Raw genomic sequence first — 15,320 nt, forward strand, 5'->3', positions numbered from 1 at the left:
TCGGGCGCGGATGAGAGCCACTCTCTACGCACGGGTGTCGAGGACGTTGGACCGGCTCGCGGGGATCGATATCGGCGCGAGCACCACGGGTGCCCCGAGCCAGATGCGCAGGGCACTGTTCAGCAGCGTGCTCGCCATGGCGTGGCTGATCTACCTCATCGCGCCGGTCAGCGAGCTCTGGACGAAGGGCCACCACCTCCGCTCGGTGCTGGCCGTCGCCGCGGTACTGGTGTTCGGTGCGCTGATCGTGCTCGCCTTCGTCGCCTTCCGGCAGCCCGATCCCGAGATCGAACAGGACCGACCGGCCCCCGCCCGTTCGCGGGTGTGGCTGCTGCTGGGGGTCATGACGGCGCTGAGCACCGGGATGACAGTGCTGATGGGCGGCAATGGCATCCCGACCTTCATCTATGTGGGCGTGGTCGCGGCCGTTGTGCTTCCGAGTCGGCAGTCCGTCGTGGTCGTGCTGCTGATGGTCTGCATCATGCTGGCCGCCACCCTACTGGCCGTCGGGACCGGTGGGCCCCCGTTCTTTCTGGCCTTCATCCCGCTCGTGGTGTGGATGGGTCGTGAGCTGGGGGTGCGCGCCCAGCGCCTGCAGGCCACGGCCCGGCGGCAGCGCGCGGAGTTGGCCATCATCGAGGAACGCAATCGCGTGGCCCGCGACGTGCACGACATCCTCGGGCACTCGCTCACCGTCATCACCGTGAAAACCGAACTGGCGCAACGCCTCCTGGATATCGACCCGGAGCGGGCGCGCGCCGAGCTCGCCGATATCGAGAGGCTGGCGCGCGAGTCGCTGGCGGGCGTGCGCAACACTGTCGGTGGGCTGCGCGAGGTAACACTGGCGGGTGAGGTCGCCAATGCCCGCACCGCCCTCGGCGCCGCCGAAATCGCGGCCGAGCTCCCGGATTTCGCTGACCTGCCGGTCCGGAACAACGTGATTTTCGGCTGGGTATTGCGCGAGGCGGTCACCAATGTGGTGCGGCACAGCGGGGCGCGGCACTGCTGGGTTCGGGTGACGCCCACCAGCATCGAGGTCTCCGACGACGGTGTCGGCATGCGCGGCTCGCAGGACTCCGACGGTGCCGCGCCCCGAACCGGTTCCGGGCTGAACGGCCTGCGCGAACGCGTGCGGGCCACCGGCGGCACCCTCACCTTCACCAATCGCCCGGAGGGCGGATTGCGGGTGCTGGCAAGCTTTCCGGCGACGACCAAGGAGGCGGAATGATCAAACTGCTGCTCGCCGACGACCAGGCCCTGGTCCGCGGCGCCCTCGCCGCCCTGCTGAGCCTGGAACCCGATCTCGACGTGGTGGCCGAGGTCGGCCGCGGCGACGAGGTCCTCGCCGCCGTGGAACGCACCGCGCCCGACGTGATCCTGATGGACGTGGAAATGCCCGGCCTGGACGGCATCTCGGCCGCCGCCCAGGTCCACGCCGCCCACCCCGAGGTGCGCATCCTGGTCGTCACGACCTTCGGCCGCCCCGGCTTCCTGCGCCGCGCGATAGACGCCGGAGCCAGCGGCTTCGTCGTGAAGGACACCCCCGCCCGCGAACTCGCCGACGCCGTCCGCCGAGTCCATATGGGCCTGCGCGTCGTAGACCCCGCCCTCGCCACCGAAACCCTCACTGCCGGAACCTCACCCCTGACGGCGCGGGAACGCGAAGTCCTCGCGGCCGCCGCCGACGGCGCGACGGCAGGCGCGATAGCCAAACGACTCCACCTCTCCGAGGGCACAGTCCGCAACCACCTCTCCTCCGCAATAGGCAAAACCGGCACCCGCACCCGAGCCGAAGCAGTCCGAGCCGCCGAACGCCAAGGCTGGCTCTAGCGACGAGCATGCGATCCAGCAGGCAAACGTCGAGAAGAGGCCTGCCGAATTGCATGCTCGTGGGGGTTAGAAGCGGCCGCCGCGGCTGATGCGGCGGGAGCCTTCGGAGCCGCCGTAGGAGCCGGGGCCGTAGCCGCCGCCGAAACCGCCTCCGCTGCCGCGATATTGGCTGCCCATGCCGCGGAGCATGCCGTCGATCAGGATGCCGCCCAGGATCGCGCCGGATTGGGAGCCCGACGGGGAGGTCAGGCGTTGCTGCTGCGCCTGCCAGTCGCGGACCGCCGCCTGGGCTGTCAGGAGGGCGCGGGAGCCGAGTTCGGCTGCGCGCTGGGCGGATTGGAGAGCCCCGCCGGGGTCGGAGGCCTCGAGCTGTTCGGCCTGGTCGAGGCTTCTTTGGGCCTCGGCCAGGCGCGTGCGGGGTTCGGCGTCGATGCCGCCGCGGCGAGTGCTGATGAAATCGGCGGCGGCGTTTATCTGACTGCGGGCGGCCGTCAGGGTCTGGGCGAGGCGGCGGCGGAGTTCGTCGGCGGCGCGTTTGCGGTCGGTGGCGTTCGCGATGGCCTGGTCGAGGGCGGTGTCGGCGGCGACGGCCCGACGGAAGACGCCGAGGGGGTTCGTGGCGGCGTCGGCGGTCGCCTGGTCCAGGGCGGTGCGGGCGGCGGCTGTGGCCGTTGGCAATTCGGTGCCGCCATGCTCGGTCAGTGCGGCCGCGGCGGCGAGGTCGCGGCGCAGTTCCTCGATCATGGCGGGCAGTCCGGCGCGGGCCTGGTCGATATCGGTGGCGGCGGTGTCCACCGCGTCCAGGAGGGTGCGGGCCGCGTCCACGGCGGATTCGGCGGAGCGGATGTCGGCGACCGCCGCGCCCTGCTGACCGACCGGTTTGGCAATCGCGGCACGACCGCTCTCGATGGTCTGCTCGGCGAAACCGATGCGCTCCTCGGCCATGGTCACGTTGTCGCGAACCGGCGCCAGCACCGACGCCGGATGCTCGGCGACCAGCCGGGTCAACGTCTCCTGCGACTTGGGCAGGCGCGCCGTCAATTCCACGACGTCCCGGGTGAGCGCGTCGAGTCGGTCACCGGCATTGATGAGCAGATTCCGCATGGCGTCGAACTCGCCGACCTTGGCGTCGAGATCGCGATCGGCGCTGCCGCAACTGCTGATCAGCTCGATGAGCATGCTCTGCTGCTGATCCGGGGTCTCGGGAATGTCGTCGTCGAGTTGCTGGCGGATCGAGAACGCCTTGGCGAGCGCCCTTTTCGCGGCCTCGAGGGCGGCGGTGAAGGGCGCGGTGGCGGTGGCCCCGAATTCGTCGGTGGCCAAACGCAATTCCTCGGTGCTGGTGCGGATCGCATTGTCGGTGTCGACCAGGGCTTCTTTGGACAGAGCGTCCAGGATGACCAGGGGCAGGGCCTCGAGGGCGGCGGTGTCGGTGGGGTCGGTCTTGCGCGCGGATTCCATGACGGCGCGCTCCCGCCGCGCCTTGCGCCGCCGCGTCCACAGCCAGATCGCGAGCGCGATCAGCACCACGATGAGCGCGAGGATCAGCAGCGTTCCGATCCCGAGACCGCCGCCGGAACCGCTCATGGCCTCCGACAACCCGTTCGCCGTGGCCAGCCCGGCCCCGGCCCAATCCCCGGCCCGCAGCTTCGGCTCGACCTGATCGGTGAGCAGCCGATCCAGTTCCTTGTCACTGACCGAGGGCGGCACCGTCCCGGTGAACGCGTACGCCCGATCGTCCACCGCGACCGACAGCAGCACGTCCCGATCCCCGAACCCGGACAGGCGCGAGGTCTGCTCACCCCACGAGTTCGATCCCATCCCACCGAAATTCCGCACGTAGACCACCCACAGCCGCTCGTGGTCGCGCGAATACAGCGAGTCGATGGCCTGCTGCAGCTCCGCGGTCTGCCCGCGATCGAGCGCACCCGCGGTGTCGGTCACGTAGCTGGGCAACCGCTGCGGGTCCTCGGCGAGCGCCGGCACGGCGCGCCCGCCGACCAGGGCCAAGGCCAGGAGCAAGCCGGTCAGGACGAGGCACAGCCGCTTCGGTAGCCGCATGCTCTGAATCTAACTGTGGAACGCGGAGGGTCGGTTTCTTCCGCACACTGTGTCGGCCGCCATGACTACGATCGGTGACGTGATCACGATCGATTCCCCCTACACGGGACATGTCAGCCCCGGCTCCAACCCGCAGCAGCGTGAGGTTCCGGGCGCGCGCATCGTGAAGATGTCCGTGGGCGGCATGGACAACAACGTCTATCTGGTGCAGTGTGCGAACACCGGCGCGACGCTGCTCATCGACGCCGCGAACGAGGCGGACCGGATTCTCGAGCTCATCGGTCAGGAGGCCGACGGCAACGTGGAGCTCATCGTCACCACGCATCAGCATCGCGACCACTGGGTGGCGCTGCCGGATGTGGTGTCGGCGACCGCGATTCCCACCGCCGCGCACTCGCTCGACGCCGAGCCGCTACCCGTCGAGCCGGACCGGCTGCTCGCCGACGGCGACCGGGTTCGGGTCGGTGACCTCGAACTCGAGGCCATCCACCTGCGCGGTCACACCCCCGGCTCGGTCGCTCTCGCCCTGACCGACGGCGCGGGTCGCACCCACCTGTTCACCGGCGACTCGCTGTTCCCCGGCGGCGTCGGCCGGACCCTCACACCCGAGCAGTTCACCTCGCTGCTCGGCGATGTCGAGACCAAGCTGTTCGACCGCTACCCGGACGACACCGCGGTGTACCCGGGCCACGGCGACGACACCACCCTCGGTGTCGAGCGCCCACAGTTGCCCGAGTGGCGGCGACGCGGTTGGTAAAACTCCGGAGCCAACCTACCGAACCGGATTGGCTGGTTCGCGATATGACCGACCACACCCCCGCGGCCGGGTGCGTCAGCGGCACCTGGCGCTGGACCCGGCGACTGCTGCTCGGTGCGCTCGTCATGGGCGTTCTGATAGTGGGCGGCACCGCCGTGCGGGTCTGGCAGGTGGCCCGCATCGACGACTACACGCCCGCGGACGCCATCGTGGTGCTGGGCGCGGCTCAATACGACGGCACCCCGTCGACGGTGTTCCAGGCGCGCCTGGACCAGGCGTCCAAGCTGTATCGCAAACAGATCGCCCCGATGATCGTGACCGTGGGCGGCAAGCAGGTCGGCGACAACTACACCGAGGCGGCGTCGGGCAAGCTCTACCTGGAAAACCTTGGCGTGCCGGATGATCGGATCCTGGCCGTCGAAACCGGTTCCGACACCCTGCAGAGCGTGGAAGCGGTCTCGCAGGCCCTGCTGGCGCGCGGCAAGACCTCGGTGGTGCTGGTCAGCGACCCGTGGCATTCCCTACGCACCCGCACCATGGCCCGCGACGCCGGGCTGAAGGCGTGGACCGCACCGGTCCGCACCGGACCGGCCGTCTATACCCGAGAATCCCAGGCGCACGGCATCTTCCGCGAAACCTTCGCCCTGCTCTGGTATCAGCTGACCCACTACTCGGCGGATTTCAAATACACGGCAGATCAGTGAGCTATGAACGCGCGCATCGACTATGACCGGGTCTACTCCGAGGCCGATCGGGAGCGCATGGTGCCCGAAACCGATCGGACCGCCGGACTGAGCTGGTCGCCGTGTCCGGCGCGGCGCAGCGAGTTCGCCCGGGACCGGGCGCGCGTGCTGCATTCCGCGGCGCTGCGGCGGCTGGCGGACAAGACGCAGGTCATGGGTCCGCGCGACGGCGATACCCCGCGCACGCGGCTGACCCATTCGCTCGAGGTCGCGCAGATCGGGCGCAGCATCGCCGACAGCCTGGGCTGTGATCCGGACCTGGTGGATCTGGCCGGGCTCGCGCACGATATCGGGCATCCGCCCTACGGGCACAATGGCGAGAAGGCGCTCGACCAATTCGCCGACAAGCACGGCGGTTTCGAGGGCAACGCGCAGAACCTGCGGATTCTGACCCGGCTCGAGCCCAAGGTGATCGACGAACAGGGCCAGAGCTTCGGGCTCAACCCGACCCGCGCCGCACTCGACGCCGTCATCAAATACCCTTGGGGCAGAACGGGTCCCAGCTCCAAATTCGGGGCCTACGACGTCGACGTGGATCGGCTGGACTGGGTGCGCAAGGGCGCGCCGGACCGTCGCCAATGCCTGGAATCGCAGATCATGGACTGGTCCGACGATGTCGCGTACTCGGTGCACGATGTCGAGGACGGCGTCATCGTGGGCCGCATCGATCTGCGGGCCCTGGCCGATCCCATGGAACAGGCCGCGCTGGCCGAACTCGGTGCGCGCCAGCATCCTTCGCTGAGCGTGGACGAGTTGGTGGCCGCGGCGCAGCGGCTCTCCGAGATGCCGGTCGTCGCCGACGTGTTCAGCTACGACGGCTCGCTGCGCGCCTCGGTCGCGCTGAAGCGGCTGACCAGCGATCTGGTGGGCCGCTTCGCCACCGCCGCCGTCGAGGCCACCCGCTCGGCCTGGGGCGGTCGCCAATTGTCGCGCTACGCCGCCGATCTGGAGGTGCCGCGCGTCGTGGCCGCCGAGGTCGCGGTGCTCAAGACCATGGCCCTGCGCTACGTGCTCTCCGACCCGATCCACCGGGTGCGCCAGGCCGGGCAGCGCGAACGCATTCTGATGGTCGCCGACCGGTTGCTCTCGGTCGCGCCGCGCGGGCTGGACCGGTTGCTGCTGCCGTGGTGGGAGACCGCGGCCGACGACACCGCCCGGGTCCGCGTGATCGTCGACCAGATCGCGTCCTACACCGAGAGCCGTCTGGAACGCGTCGCCGCCGCGATACCCTGAATCCGGCGAATTCAGCGGCAGGGGGCGCGATGACACGCGAGGTGGACGGCATAGTCGACCTGGACAGATACCCGCTGGACCGGCGGTCGGTCGCGCGGCTGCGCGAGGTGGTCGAACGGTCCCAGGCGGACTTCCTGGTCAGCGGTGTCACTGTGCTGCCCGACTTCCTGCGCCCCGCCGCGGTCACCGAGATGGCCGCGGACGTGCTGTCCGACGGGCTCGGCGACGCCATGCGCTTCGAATACACCGTGGCTTGCGACCGGATTCCGGACTCCTCGCCCCTGAAGCAGCTCTATCACTGGGAACCGTTGCGGGAGTTCGTGTCCCGGCTGGTGGGGGAGCAGGCGTACCGTTCGGCCGACGAATTGGGCGCGATGACCGTGCAGATCCACGAGAGCGGGGATGTGCAGGACTGGCATTACGACATGTCGGACTACACGGTGATGCTGCACATTGTCGCGCCCGAGCGCGGCGGCGGGCTCGAATACATTCCACTGCCGGGTGCCTTCATCGAGCGCGGGGGCGGGCTGCCGATGCGGCACCGGCACATGGTGAAAATGCTGCCGACCGTGCCGGGGATGCTGGTGCTGCACGCCGGGCGGCGGTCCCGGCATCGGGTGACGCCGGTGCAGGGGGAGATTCCGCGGGTGAGTGTGCACATGGCGTTCAACTCGCGGCCGGGGCAGCGGTTGAACGCGCATGTGCGGCGGCATCTGTTCGGGCGCGAGGAGTAGGTCAGTTCTCGTGCAGGGCGACGTAGTGCGCGATGCTCGTCGCGGGCGGGCCGTCGGCGACGATGCGGCCCTCGTCGATGACGAGCACGCGATCGAAATCGGCGATCAGGTCCAGATCGTGTGAGACGACGATCAGCTGCTGCGGAAGTTCTTGCAGCAGACGCGAAATGCGGCGCTTGTTGCGCAGGTCCAGCAGGGTCGTGGGCTCGTCGAAGATGATGTATTCGGGTCGGACCGACAGCACCGCCGCGATGGCGAGCAGCTGCTTCTGCCCGCCGCTGAGCAGATGCGCGGGGTGATCGCGGAATTCGGCCAGTCCGTAGTCGGTGAGAGTTCGCGTGACCCGGTCCGGGATCTCGGATTTCGCGACGCCGTGGTGTTTGAGGCCGAAGGCCAGATCCTCGGCGACCGTCGGCATGACGATCTGCACGTCCGGATCCTGGAAGACGAATCCGACCAGTTTGCGAACGGCCCGGCCCTGCTTGCGGGTATCGAGGCCGTCGACCGTGACGCGACCGGCGGTGGGGACCTGCAGGCCGTTGAGCAGGCGCGCGAAGGTGGATTTGCCCGAGCCATTGGCCCCGATGACGGCAATCCTTTTCTCGCTCAAGCTCAGATCGAGATCGCGCAGGACCTCGCGCTCACCGAAGCGGTGGGACACGGCCGCGAGTTCGATCATGCGCGGGCCGGAATCATCGGATACGCCTTGCGGACCGCGACCGCGGCCAGCGAACCGATCACGGTCTTGAGAATGTCGCCGGGGATGAAGGCCACCGACGTGGTGAACGCCTTGGTCAGCGAGATGTGCGCGGCCGCGGCCATCCACGGAATCCCGATGGCGTACAGCACGATCGCGCCGCCGAGGAAGTTGATCGCCAGGGCGATGGGCAGGTTGTAATGCCGCCACGCCCGCTCGGTGAGCAGACCGATCACCAATGCGCCGATCGGATAGGCGATCACGAACCCACCCGTCGGGCCCATGATCACCGAGAGGCCGCCGCGTCCGCCCGGCAGCACCGGCAGGCCCACGAAGACCAGGACATCGAACAGCAGGATCGCCAGCGCGCCCCGCTTCGCGCCCAGAATCGAACCGGCCAGGATGACGCCGAGAGTTTGCGAGGTGAACGGCGCGAACGCTCCCGGCAGCTGGATCAGCGGAAAGAATCCCAGGACCACCATGATTGCCGCGAACAGCGCGATCTGCGCCGAATCCCTACTACGCACCGGGGCATCCTAAATGGGTGTGGTTCGGACGGGTCAGTCCAGGCCGCGTGCGTCGAGGGCCTCGCCGACGCCATCGGCCATGCGCAGTGTGCGGATCAGTAGCGGGACCAGGAAGACCGTGCTGCGTTCGATACCGCGGGCGCGCTGGGCGGCGCGCACGAGTTCGGCCTGTTCGCGAATGACCGGGATGAATCGGATGGTCATGGCGACCAGCAGGCCGACGCGCTCCGGTCGCACACCGAGCGGTCGCAACGGCCGCAGCGCCCGCTCGAGGGTGTCGATCATGGCCGAGGTGCGTGTGGTCAGCGTCACCAGATTCGCCAGCAGCACCAGGGTGAGCAGCCGCTCGCCGACCAGGACCGCCGACTGCCAGCCGGTGAAGATCACCTGGGCGACCATGATCAGCGCGAGGAACGGGAGAAGCCCGACTACTTGCTTCGCGGTCGTGCGCCACGGAATCCGGGCCAGCCCATACAGACCCAGCACCACCGCGAGAGCGATCGCCAACCACATGATCGACGGCACGAAGAACAGCGCCGTCCCCGCCGCCGCCAACACCAGCAGCTTCGCCCCGGCGGGCACGGTATGCACCGGCGTCCGGGCGTCGTGGTACAGGCTGAGCACCGATAGATCCTGGCATGCGGTGGAAAGGTCATTCGGTCCGGCGTCCAGCCGTGCGTCCCGGTCGAGAGTGTCGGCTACGCGAGGCTAGACTTCGTGCCGTGGCTGGCCGACTTCCTGACCGCGATATCGCGGCGATTCGTGAACGTGTTCGGATCGAGGATGTCGTGGGTGAGTATGTCGCCCTGAAGCGTGCGGGCGCGGACTCGATGAAGGGGTTGTGCCCCTTCCATGATGAGCGGACTCCGTCCTTCCATGTGCGCCCGAATCATGGCGTGTTCCACTGCTTCGGCTGCGGTGAGGGCGGTGACGCGTTCGCCTTCCTACAGAAGATCGAGCACGTCGGCTTCGTCGAGGCCGTCGAGCAGCTGGCCGACAAGATCGGCTACAAGATCACCTACGAGGGTGGCGGCACCTCGGTCCAGCGCGACCGGGGCACCCGCTCCCGCCTGGTCGCCGCCAATGCCGCCGCGCACGAGTTCTACATGGCGCAGCTCGGTGAACCGCAGGCCGAGGCGGCCCGCAAATACCTCACCGACCGCAACTTCGACCACAACGCCGCCCGCCAGTTCGGCTGCGGCTACGCGCCCAGCGGTTGGGACACGCTCACGAAACACCTGCTGCGCAAGGGTTTCGAATTCAAGGAGCTCGAGGCGGCCGGTCTGTCCAAGCAGGGCCAGCGCGGCCCCATGGACCGCTTCCACCGCCGCCTGCTCTGGCCCATTCGCAATCTCGGCGGCGAGGTCATCGGCTTCGGCGCGCGCCGGTTGTACGACGACGACACCATGACCGCCAAGTACATCAACACCTCGGAAACGTTGCTGTACAAGAAGTCTCAGGTCCTGTTCGGCCTCGACCATGCCAAGCGCGAAATCGCCAAGGGCCATCAGGCCGTGGTCGTCGAGGGCTACACCGACGTCATGGCCATGCATCTCGCGGGCGTGAAGACCGCGGTCGCCTCCTGCGGCACCGCCTTCGGCGACGAACACCTCGCGATCCTGCGCCGCCTGCTGATGGACGACAACTTCTGGCGCGGCGAGATCATCTACACCTTCGACGGCGACGAAGCGGGCCAGGCCGCCGCCCTCAAGGCCTTCTCCGGCGACCAGAAACTCGCGGGCCAGACCTACATCGCCGTCGCCCCCGACGGCCTCGACCCCTGCGAACTCCGCCAGCGCAATGGCGACGGCGCGGTCCGCGACCTCGTCGCCCGCCGAGTCCCGTTGTACGAGTTCGTCATTCGCGGCCTGCTCGCCGAACACAACCTGGATTCCCCCGAAGGCCAGGTCGAGGCCCTGCGCCGCGCGGTCCCCGTCGTCGCCCAGATCAAGGACTTCGCCCTCCGCAAGGCCTACGCCACCAAACTCGCGGGCTGGGTCGGCTGGGACGACATCCAACAGGTCGTCCGCCGCGTCGGCGACGAGGCCCGCAAGGGCGCCCGCACCGGCACCAAGCCCGGCATCCCCGAACGTCAAGCCCGCCAGGACGTTTCGGCCGCCCCCGCGCCCCGCCCCAACCCCGCCGACCCGACCCTGCTGCCCCAACGCCAGTCCTTGGCGGCGGCCCTCCAATACCCGGTCTACGCGGGCCCGGTCTTCGACTCCCTCGAACCCGAGGCCTTCACCCACCCCGCCTTCATCGCCGTCCGCGCCGCCATCGCCGAAGCGGGCGGCGCCGCCGCGGGCCTCACCGGAGCCGAATGGGTCAGCGCCGTCGCCGACAACACCGACGACCTCACCCTGCGCGCCCTGGTCTCCGAACTCGCCGCCGAACCCCTCCCCGTGAAGTCCGCCGACGACATCCCCCGCTTCGTCACCGGCGTCCTCGCCCGCACCCAGGAAGCCTGGGTAGGCCGCCAGATCGCCGAACTGAAGTCCAAACTCCAGCGCATCTCCTCCACCGAACAACCCGACGCCTACATGGCTTTGTTCGGCGACCTGGTCGCGTTGGAGCAATACCGCAAGAGCCTGTTGACCCAAGCCATGGGCAACTCCGGCGACTTCGCAGGCCCCGGCTCAGCCGCCTGACCAACTCAGTGGGCAGGCGGCGAAGCCCGCCGCCCTACGGCAGGGCTGTAGGGGCGCAGCCCCACCGGGGGCAAGGGGCGGAGCCCCAATCCCTCACCGGCGCAGTTGATCCTGCGGCACGAGGATGGTGGTGCGCTCGTCCAGCGGCACCATCGGTTCCAGCTTGGGTTGGGTGCTCAGCTTGTCCGCGAGCTTCTGGCGACCGATCATCACGACCTTGCGTGTGACAGGGCTCTCGCTGATCGCGCGGGTCGTCTTGCTGATCTGCTCATACCGAGCCCGCCCGGCCTTAGCGCCCAGCACATACCCGGCCGCAACACCGATGATCAACCGCAGCATCCCGAGAAGCTCCTCCCATAGGCAAGTCCGCCCCCACATCCTGCCCGACCCCACCCCCACCTGTCGATCCGGCACCCCGTACGCCCCACCCCACTATTCCCGCAGGTAGGGCCGCGATTTGGGAACTGTACAACCGATACGCTAAAGTTTTCTCCGGCCGGTCCGGAAGGGCCAGCCAGGGAAACAATCCCCTATAGCTCAATTGGCAGAGCAGCCGACTGTTAATCGGCAGGTTTCTGGTTCGAGTCCAGATGGGGGAGCTCAAACCCCCGACCGGTGCATCCGGTCGGGGGTTTTCTCATTCCATATAGCGGTACGGAGTTCGATCGTGACCAACCTCCCGACGACCACCCTGTGGCGCCCCACCGGCCCGGAGGAACTGGATCTGGTCGCGGCATCGGGTTGGCGTGAATGGCCACCCCGTCTCCCCGACCAGCCGATCTTCTACCCGGTCCTCACCGAGGAATACGCGATCATGATCGCCCGCGACTGGAACGTCCCCGCCTCCGGCGCAGGCTTCGTCACCCGCTTCGAAGTCGACACCACCTACCTGAACCGCTACGAGGTCCACCAGGTAGGTGGCCGAGAAATCCTCGAATACTGGATCCCCGCAGAGGATCTCGAAGAATTCAACTCCCACATCATCGGCACCATCACAGTCGTCCACCGCTTCCCCTGACGAAACAACAACCCGCCGACCGCAATAGCGGCACAAAGCGGTTGTGGGCGATGGGCCAATTCGTGGGGATCGTCTACGACCTTGTGCGGGTGTAGGTGCGTTGGGCTTCTTCGCGTTCGGCGACAATCTGTTGCCTGCGGTGGGTCATGGCCTCTGCGACGCTGTCGCCCGACTGGATCGCGTGGTGGATGGCGGCGGCGTCGTCGATTGCTTCGCGGGCGCCGCGGGCGGCGGCGGGGGTGATCGCGTGGTCGGCGTCGCCGCAGAGGATTACGCGGGGTTGTGGGGGTGCCGCGTGGGTGAGAGGTACGTTTCGGGCGTTGGAGACGTGGAGGGTTTCGGTGGCTTCGAGGAGGGTGTTGACGAGGTCGGGGGCGTCTGGGGCGGCTGCGCGGACGGTGTCGGACCAGGCGGGTACGGGGTGGAAACCGATGTCCGAGGTGGGGATCGGGGGTTGGGTGAGGCGGGCGAACCAGAAGGTGGCGGTGTCGTTCCACAGGTGGCCGAAGGTGGTGGTGGGGAGGAATCCGGTGCCCAGTTGGCCGTGGAAGTGGAGGACTTCCGGTTCGGTGGGCAGGTCGAGTGTGTGGTCGATGGTGCCGTAAATGACTATCTGATCGGCGTATTCGGGAGTCCGATCGGGTTCGATGCGGGCTCGGACGATGGAGTCGATTCCGTCCGCGGCGATGAGGAGGTCGCTGCTGGGGAGGATCTCGGTGCCGCTGTAGAGGGTTCCGGAGCGGGGATCGATGTCGGTGACCGGCATGTCGTAATGGATGTGAGCCTTTGTGGCGGAGGCGAATTGGGTGAGTACGCGCATCAGATCGGCGCGCCGATACAGGCGGTGGCCGCGGGCGCGGACGTAGTTCTTGTCGGGCAGGTAGTGGAATCGAAAGCCGTGGATCCGATGCGATGCGGCGGTGAGATCGTCGGGGGAGACGTCGTGCTCGGCCAGCACGTCTTGGGCGTGGCCGTCGAGGGCCATGAATGCGCCGGTGCCGGTGGGTGACTGGCGTTCGTAGACCGTGACCGGGTGGTCGTGGCGGGCGAGCGAACCGGCGAGAACCATTCCGGCGATACCGCCGCCGATGATCGTGACCATCTGAGGTGCTCCTAGCTTCATGCGTGGTGGGTGGGGCTTTGGTGGTAATTCGGTGCCGGGGCGCTGCCTAGGCTTGGGTCATGAGGATTCGGGTTGTTGATGCGTTCGCCGATCGGCCGTTCAGGGGGAATCCTGCCGGGGTGTGTTTGGTGTTGGGTGGTGCTTGGCCTGCGGAGGGGTGGATGCAGGCGGTGGCGGGTGAGGTCAATCTTTCCGAGACGGCTTTTGTGAAGCCGAGTTTCGCGGGGGGTGGTGGGGAGTGGGATCTGCGGTGGTTCACTCCTACGCAGGAGATTCGGATATGTGGGCATGCGACGTTGGCGGCGGCGCATGTGCTGGTGTCGACGGGCTCGGTCGGCGGCATGGTCCGATTCCACACTCTCAGTGGTGTTCTCACGGCGCGACCGCGATCGGATGGTGCGATCGAGTTGGACTTTCCTGCCAGCCCGGTCGACAGGATCGATGCCGAACCGGGTCTGGCCGAGGCGTTGGGCGCGGCTCCGGTGGGGGTCTACGACGCGCAGGGGCTCGATGACATTGTGGTCGAGTTGAGCACCGAGGGGGTTGTTCGCGCGCTCGAGCCGGACATGGCGGCGTTGATGAGGTTGCAGGCCAAGGGGGTGATCGTCACCGCCGTTGCGGACGAGCCCACGGGTGAATACGCGTTCGTCTCACGCTGTTTCGGCCCTCAACTGGGCATCCCGGAAGACCCCGTCACGGGCAGCGCCCACACGGCGCTGGCACCGTTCTGGGCCGCCCGCTTCGGACGGTCGGCTTTGACGGGACTACAAGTCTCGGCCCGCAGCGGGCTCGTGGAAACCGAGATCGTCAGTGACCGTGTGCTTTTGATCGGCCGAGCGGTCACGGTGATCGACGGTGAGCTACATGCCTGAAGCCCGCGCCCGCACGGGGGAGTGATCTTCGCGGTATGTAAAGAATCTTGGATTCTCTGGGATTTGTTTTCGACTATTTGCATAGTTCTAGAGGATCGAATAGGGGTAATCAAACTCCGGTCTGGACAGCCGAGTTCGTCTCGGCTAGCGTTACTGGAACATTCAAGTTGGACGCAGGCGAGTTTCGAGGGAAGTAAATTCAGCGGCCGTATTTCGGGCGCTTTCGCATTGCGTAAGAATGGTGCAGTCGCATATTTTCGTGCTGATCCGAGGGTGTTGATATGGTTTCGCCTGATACTGAATTGCGTGCGTATGAGCAGGCTCGTTATGCCGTTCCGCACAATATTATTCGGTCCGAGGAGATTTACGGGCATGGTTTTCAGAGCCCGGGTGGTCTGGCCGGATTCGAGAAGATCCTGTTGTCGGAGATGACGATTTCGGCCGATATGCGGGTGCTGGATATCGGCTCGGGATTGGGTGGGGCGGCGTTCCATGTCGCCGACATCACCGGCGCCGAGGTCGTGGGGGTGGACCTGTCCGAGGTGATGGTGAAGCTGGCCGATGAGCGCCGCGCCGGTGACGACTCGGGCGGCCGTGTGCGGTTCATCCTGGGCAGCGCGTTCGCCGAGGAGTTGGCGGAGCGCTCGTTCGATGTCATCTACTCGCGCGACTCGCTGCTCTACGAGCACGACAAGCCGAGCCTGTTCGCGCGGTGTCGAGAACTGTTGAAACCAGGGGGACGCCTGCACATCAGTGACTTCTGCGCCGGACTGCGCACACCGGAGTTCGAGGCCTACATCGACGTCTCCGGATACTCGCTGCCGACCATCGAGGAATACACGCGAATGCTGTCCGATGCCGGATTCACCGATGTGACCGGGGCCGATCTGTCCGAGCTGACCGGCGAGCTGCTGCGCGCGGATCTGGCGCGCTACGAGGCCAAGGCGGCCGCCGATCCCGCCATCGCGCCGGAGGACGCCGCGCATGTCGTCGAACGTTGGCGTCGGAAAATCGATTTCATCGCGGCGGGCGCCCTCACCCAGGGCCTGTTCGCGGCGACCGCGCCCGCGGAGTGAG

At 67.5% G+C, this 15,320-nt stretch carries 16 protein-coding genes and 1 tRNA gene; 11 read left to right on the top strand and 6 right to left on the bottom strand.

Annotated elements, in window-relative coordinates; translation table 11 throughout:
* The first annotated feature begins 10 nt into the window (after positions 1-10).
* Together VMT65_RS06920 and VMT65_RS06925 are read left to right on the top strand one after the other, a co-directional pair.
* The gene (locus VMT65_RS06920) at positions 11-1,228 is read left to right on the top strand and encodes a sensor histidine kinase (protein WP_326307087.1); all 1,218 of its coding nucleotides are present in this window, start codon (positions 11-13) and stop codon (positions 1,226-1,228) included.
* Positions 1,225-1,830 (top strand): response regulator transcription factor, encoded by a 606-nt coding sequence (locus VMT65_RS06925; RefSeq protein ID WP_326307088.1) that lies wholly within the window; start codon positions 1,225-1,227, stop codon positions 1,828-1,830. Before VMT65_RS06920 ends, VMT65_RS06925 begins: the two co-directional genes overlap by 4 nt.
* A 66-nt stretch (positions 1,831-1,896) precedes the next feature.
* On the opposite strand, the gene VMT65_RS06930 is transcribed toward VMT65_RS06925, so the two are convergent.
* Positions 1,897-3,891 (bottom strand): TPM domain-containing protein, encoded by a 1,995-nt coding sequence (locus tag VMT65_RS06930; protein ID WP_326307089.1) that lies wholly within the window; start codon positions 3,889-3,891, stop codon positions 1,897-1,899.
* 61 nt (positions 3,892-3,952) lie between these two features.
* On the opposite strand from VMT65_RS06930, the gene VMT65_RS06935 reads away from it, so the two are divergent.
* Genes VMT65_RS06935 through VMT65_RS06950 form a run of 4 tightly spaced genes read left to right on the top strand, consistent with a single transcriptional unit; the run spans position 3,953 to position 7,358 of the window.
* Positions 3,953-4,648, top strand: coding sequence for an MBL fold metallo-hydrolase (locus tag VMT65_RS06935; protein WP_326307090.1), 696 nt, complete (start codon positions 3,953-3,955; stop codon positions 4,646-4,648).
* A 44-nt stretch (positions 4,649-4,692) separates the two neighbouring features.
* Positions 4,693-5,352 (top strand): YdcF family protein, encoded by a 660-nt coding sequence (locus VMT65_RS06940; protein WP_326307091.1) that lies wholly within the window; start codon positions 4,693-4,695, stop codon positions 5,350-5,352.
* A 3-nt stretch (positions 5,353-5,355) separates the two neighbouring features.
* Positions 5,356-6,624: a deoxyguanosinetriphosphate triphosphohydrolase gene (locus VMT65_RS06945; protein ID WP_326307092.1), complete on the top strand. Its 1,269-nt coding sequence runs from the start codon at positions 5,356-5,358 to the stop codon at positions 6,622-6,624.
* Between the two features lie 29 nt (positions 6,625-6,653).
* Positions 6,654-7,358 carry a HalD/BesD family halogenase gene (locus VMT65_RS06950; protein WP_326307093.1) on the top strand — a complete coding sequence of 235 codons (705 nt, stop codon included), beginning with the start codon at positions 6,654-6,656 and terminating at the stop codon, positions 7,356-7,358.
* A 1-nt stretch (position 7,359) separates the two neighbouring features.
* Here the strand turns inward: VMT65_RS06950 and VMT65_RS06955 are convergent, their stop codons facing one another.
* From VMT65_RS06955 to VMT65_RS06965, 3 genes are read right to left on the bottom strand one after another with little or no spacing between them, the layout of a single operon-like run.
* Positions 7,360-8,037 carry an energy-coupling factor ABC transporter ATP-binding protein gene (locus tag VMT65_RS06955; RefSeq protein WP_326307094.1) on the bottom strand — a complete coding sequence of 226 codons (678 nt, stop codon included), beginning with the start codon at positions 8,035-8,037 and terminating at the stop codon, positions 7,360-7,362.
* A complete protein-coding gene (locus VMT65_RS06960) occupies positions 8,034-8,582 on the bottom strand; it encodes a biotin transporter BioY (RefSeq protein WP_326307095.1) in 549 nt (182 codons plus the stop codon). Before VMT65_RS06960 ends, VMT65_RS06955 begins: the two co-directional genes overlap by 4 nt.
* Positions 8,583-8,615: 33 nt before the next feature.
* Positions 8,616-9,206: an energy-coupling factor transporter transmembrane component T family protein gene (locus VMT65_RS06965; protein WP_326307096.1), complete on the bottom strand. Its 591-nt coding sequence runs from the start codon at positions 9,204-9,206 to the stop codon at positions 8,616-8,618.
* A 98-nt stretch (positions 9,207-9,304) separates the two neighbouring features.
* Between VMT65_RS06965 and dnaG the strand changes: the two genes are divergently transcribed.
* Complete coding sequence (dnaG, locus tag VMT65_RS06970) at positions 9,305-11,230, top strand: DNA primase (protein WP_326307097.1); 1,926 nt, start codon at positions 9,305-9,307, stop codon at positions 11,228-11,230.
* Between the two features lie 93 nt (positions 11,231-11,323).
* Here dnaG and VMT65_RS06975 read toward each other — a convergent pair whose 3' ends face one another.
* Complete coding sequence (locus VMT65_RS06975; protein ID WP_326307098.1) at positions 11,324-11,569, bottom strand: hypothetical protein; 246 nt, start codon at positions 11,567-11,569, stop codon at positions 11,324-11,326.
* A gap of 187 nt (positions 11,570-11,756) precedes the next feature.
* On the opposite strand from VMT65_RS06975, the gene VMT65_RS06980 reads away from it, so the two are divergent.
* Positions 11,757-11,829, top strand: a tRNA-Asn gene (locus VMT65_RS06980).
* A 68-nt stretch (positions 11,830-11,897) separates the two neighbouring features.
* Complete coding sequence (locus VMT65_RS06985) at positions 11,898-12,248, top strand: ADP-ribosylation/crystallin J1 (RefSeq protein WP_326307099.1); 351 nt, start codon at positions 11,898-11,900, stop codon at positions 12,246-12,248.
* A 73-nt stretch (positions 12,249-12,321) separates the two neighbouring features.
* Here the strand turns inward: VMT65_RS06985 and VMT65_RS06990 are convergent, their stop codons facing one another.
* A complete protein-coding gene (locus tag VMT65_RS06990) occupies positions 12,322-13,350 on the bottom strand; it encodes an FAD-dependent oxidoreductase (RefSeq protein WP_326307100.1) in 1,029 nt (342 codons plus the stop codon).
* 80 nt (positions 13,351-13,430) lie between these two features.
* On the opposite strand from VMT65_RS06990, the gene VMT65_RS06995 reads away from it, so the two are divergent.
* Together VMT65_RS06995 and VMT65_RS07000 are read left to right on the top strand one after the other, a co-directional pair.
* On the top strand, positions 13,431-14,243 hold the full coding sequence (locus VMT65_RS06995; RefSeq protein ID WP_326307101.1) for a PhzF family phenazine biosynthesis protein: 813 nt from the start codon (positions 13,431-13,433) through the stop codon (positions 14,241-14,243).
* Between the two features lie 281 nt (positions 14,244-14,524).
* Positions 14,525-15,319 carry a methyltransferase domain-containing protein gene (locus VMT65_RS07000; RefSeq protein ID WP_326307102.1) on the top strand — a complete coding sequence of 265 codons (795 nt, stop codon included), beginning with the start codon at positions 14,525-14,527 and terminating at the stop codon, positions 15,317-15,319.
* Position 15,320: the final 1 nt, after the last annotated feature.

Origin of the sequence: Nocardia sp. CDC153 (assembly GCF_035818515.1) — a bacterium.
Classification (GTDB): domain Bacteria; phylum Actinomycetota; class Actinomycetes; order Mycobacteriales; family Mycobacteriaceae; genus Nocardia.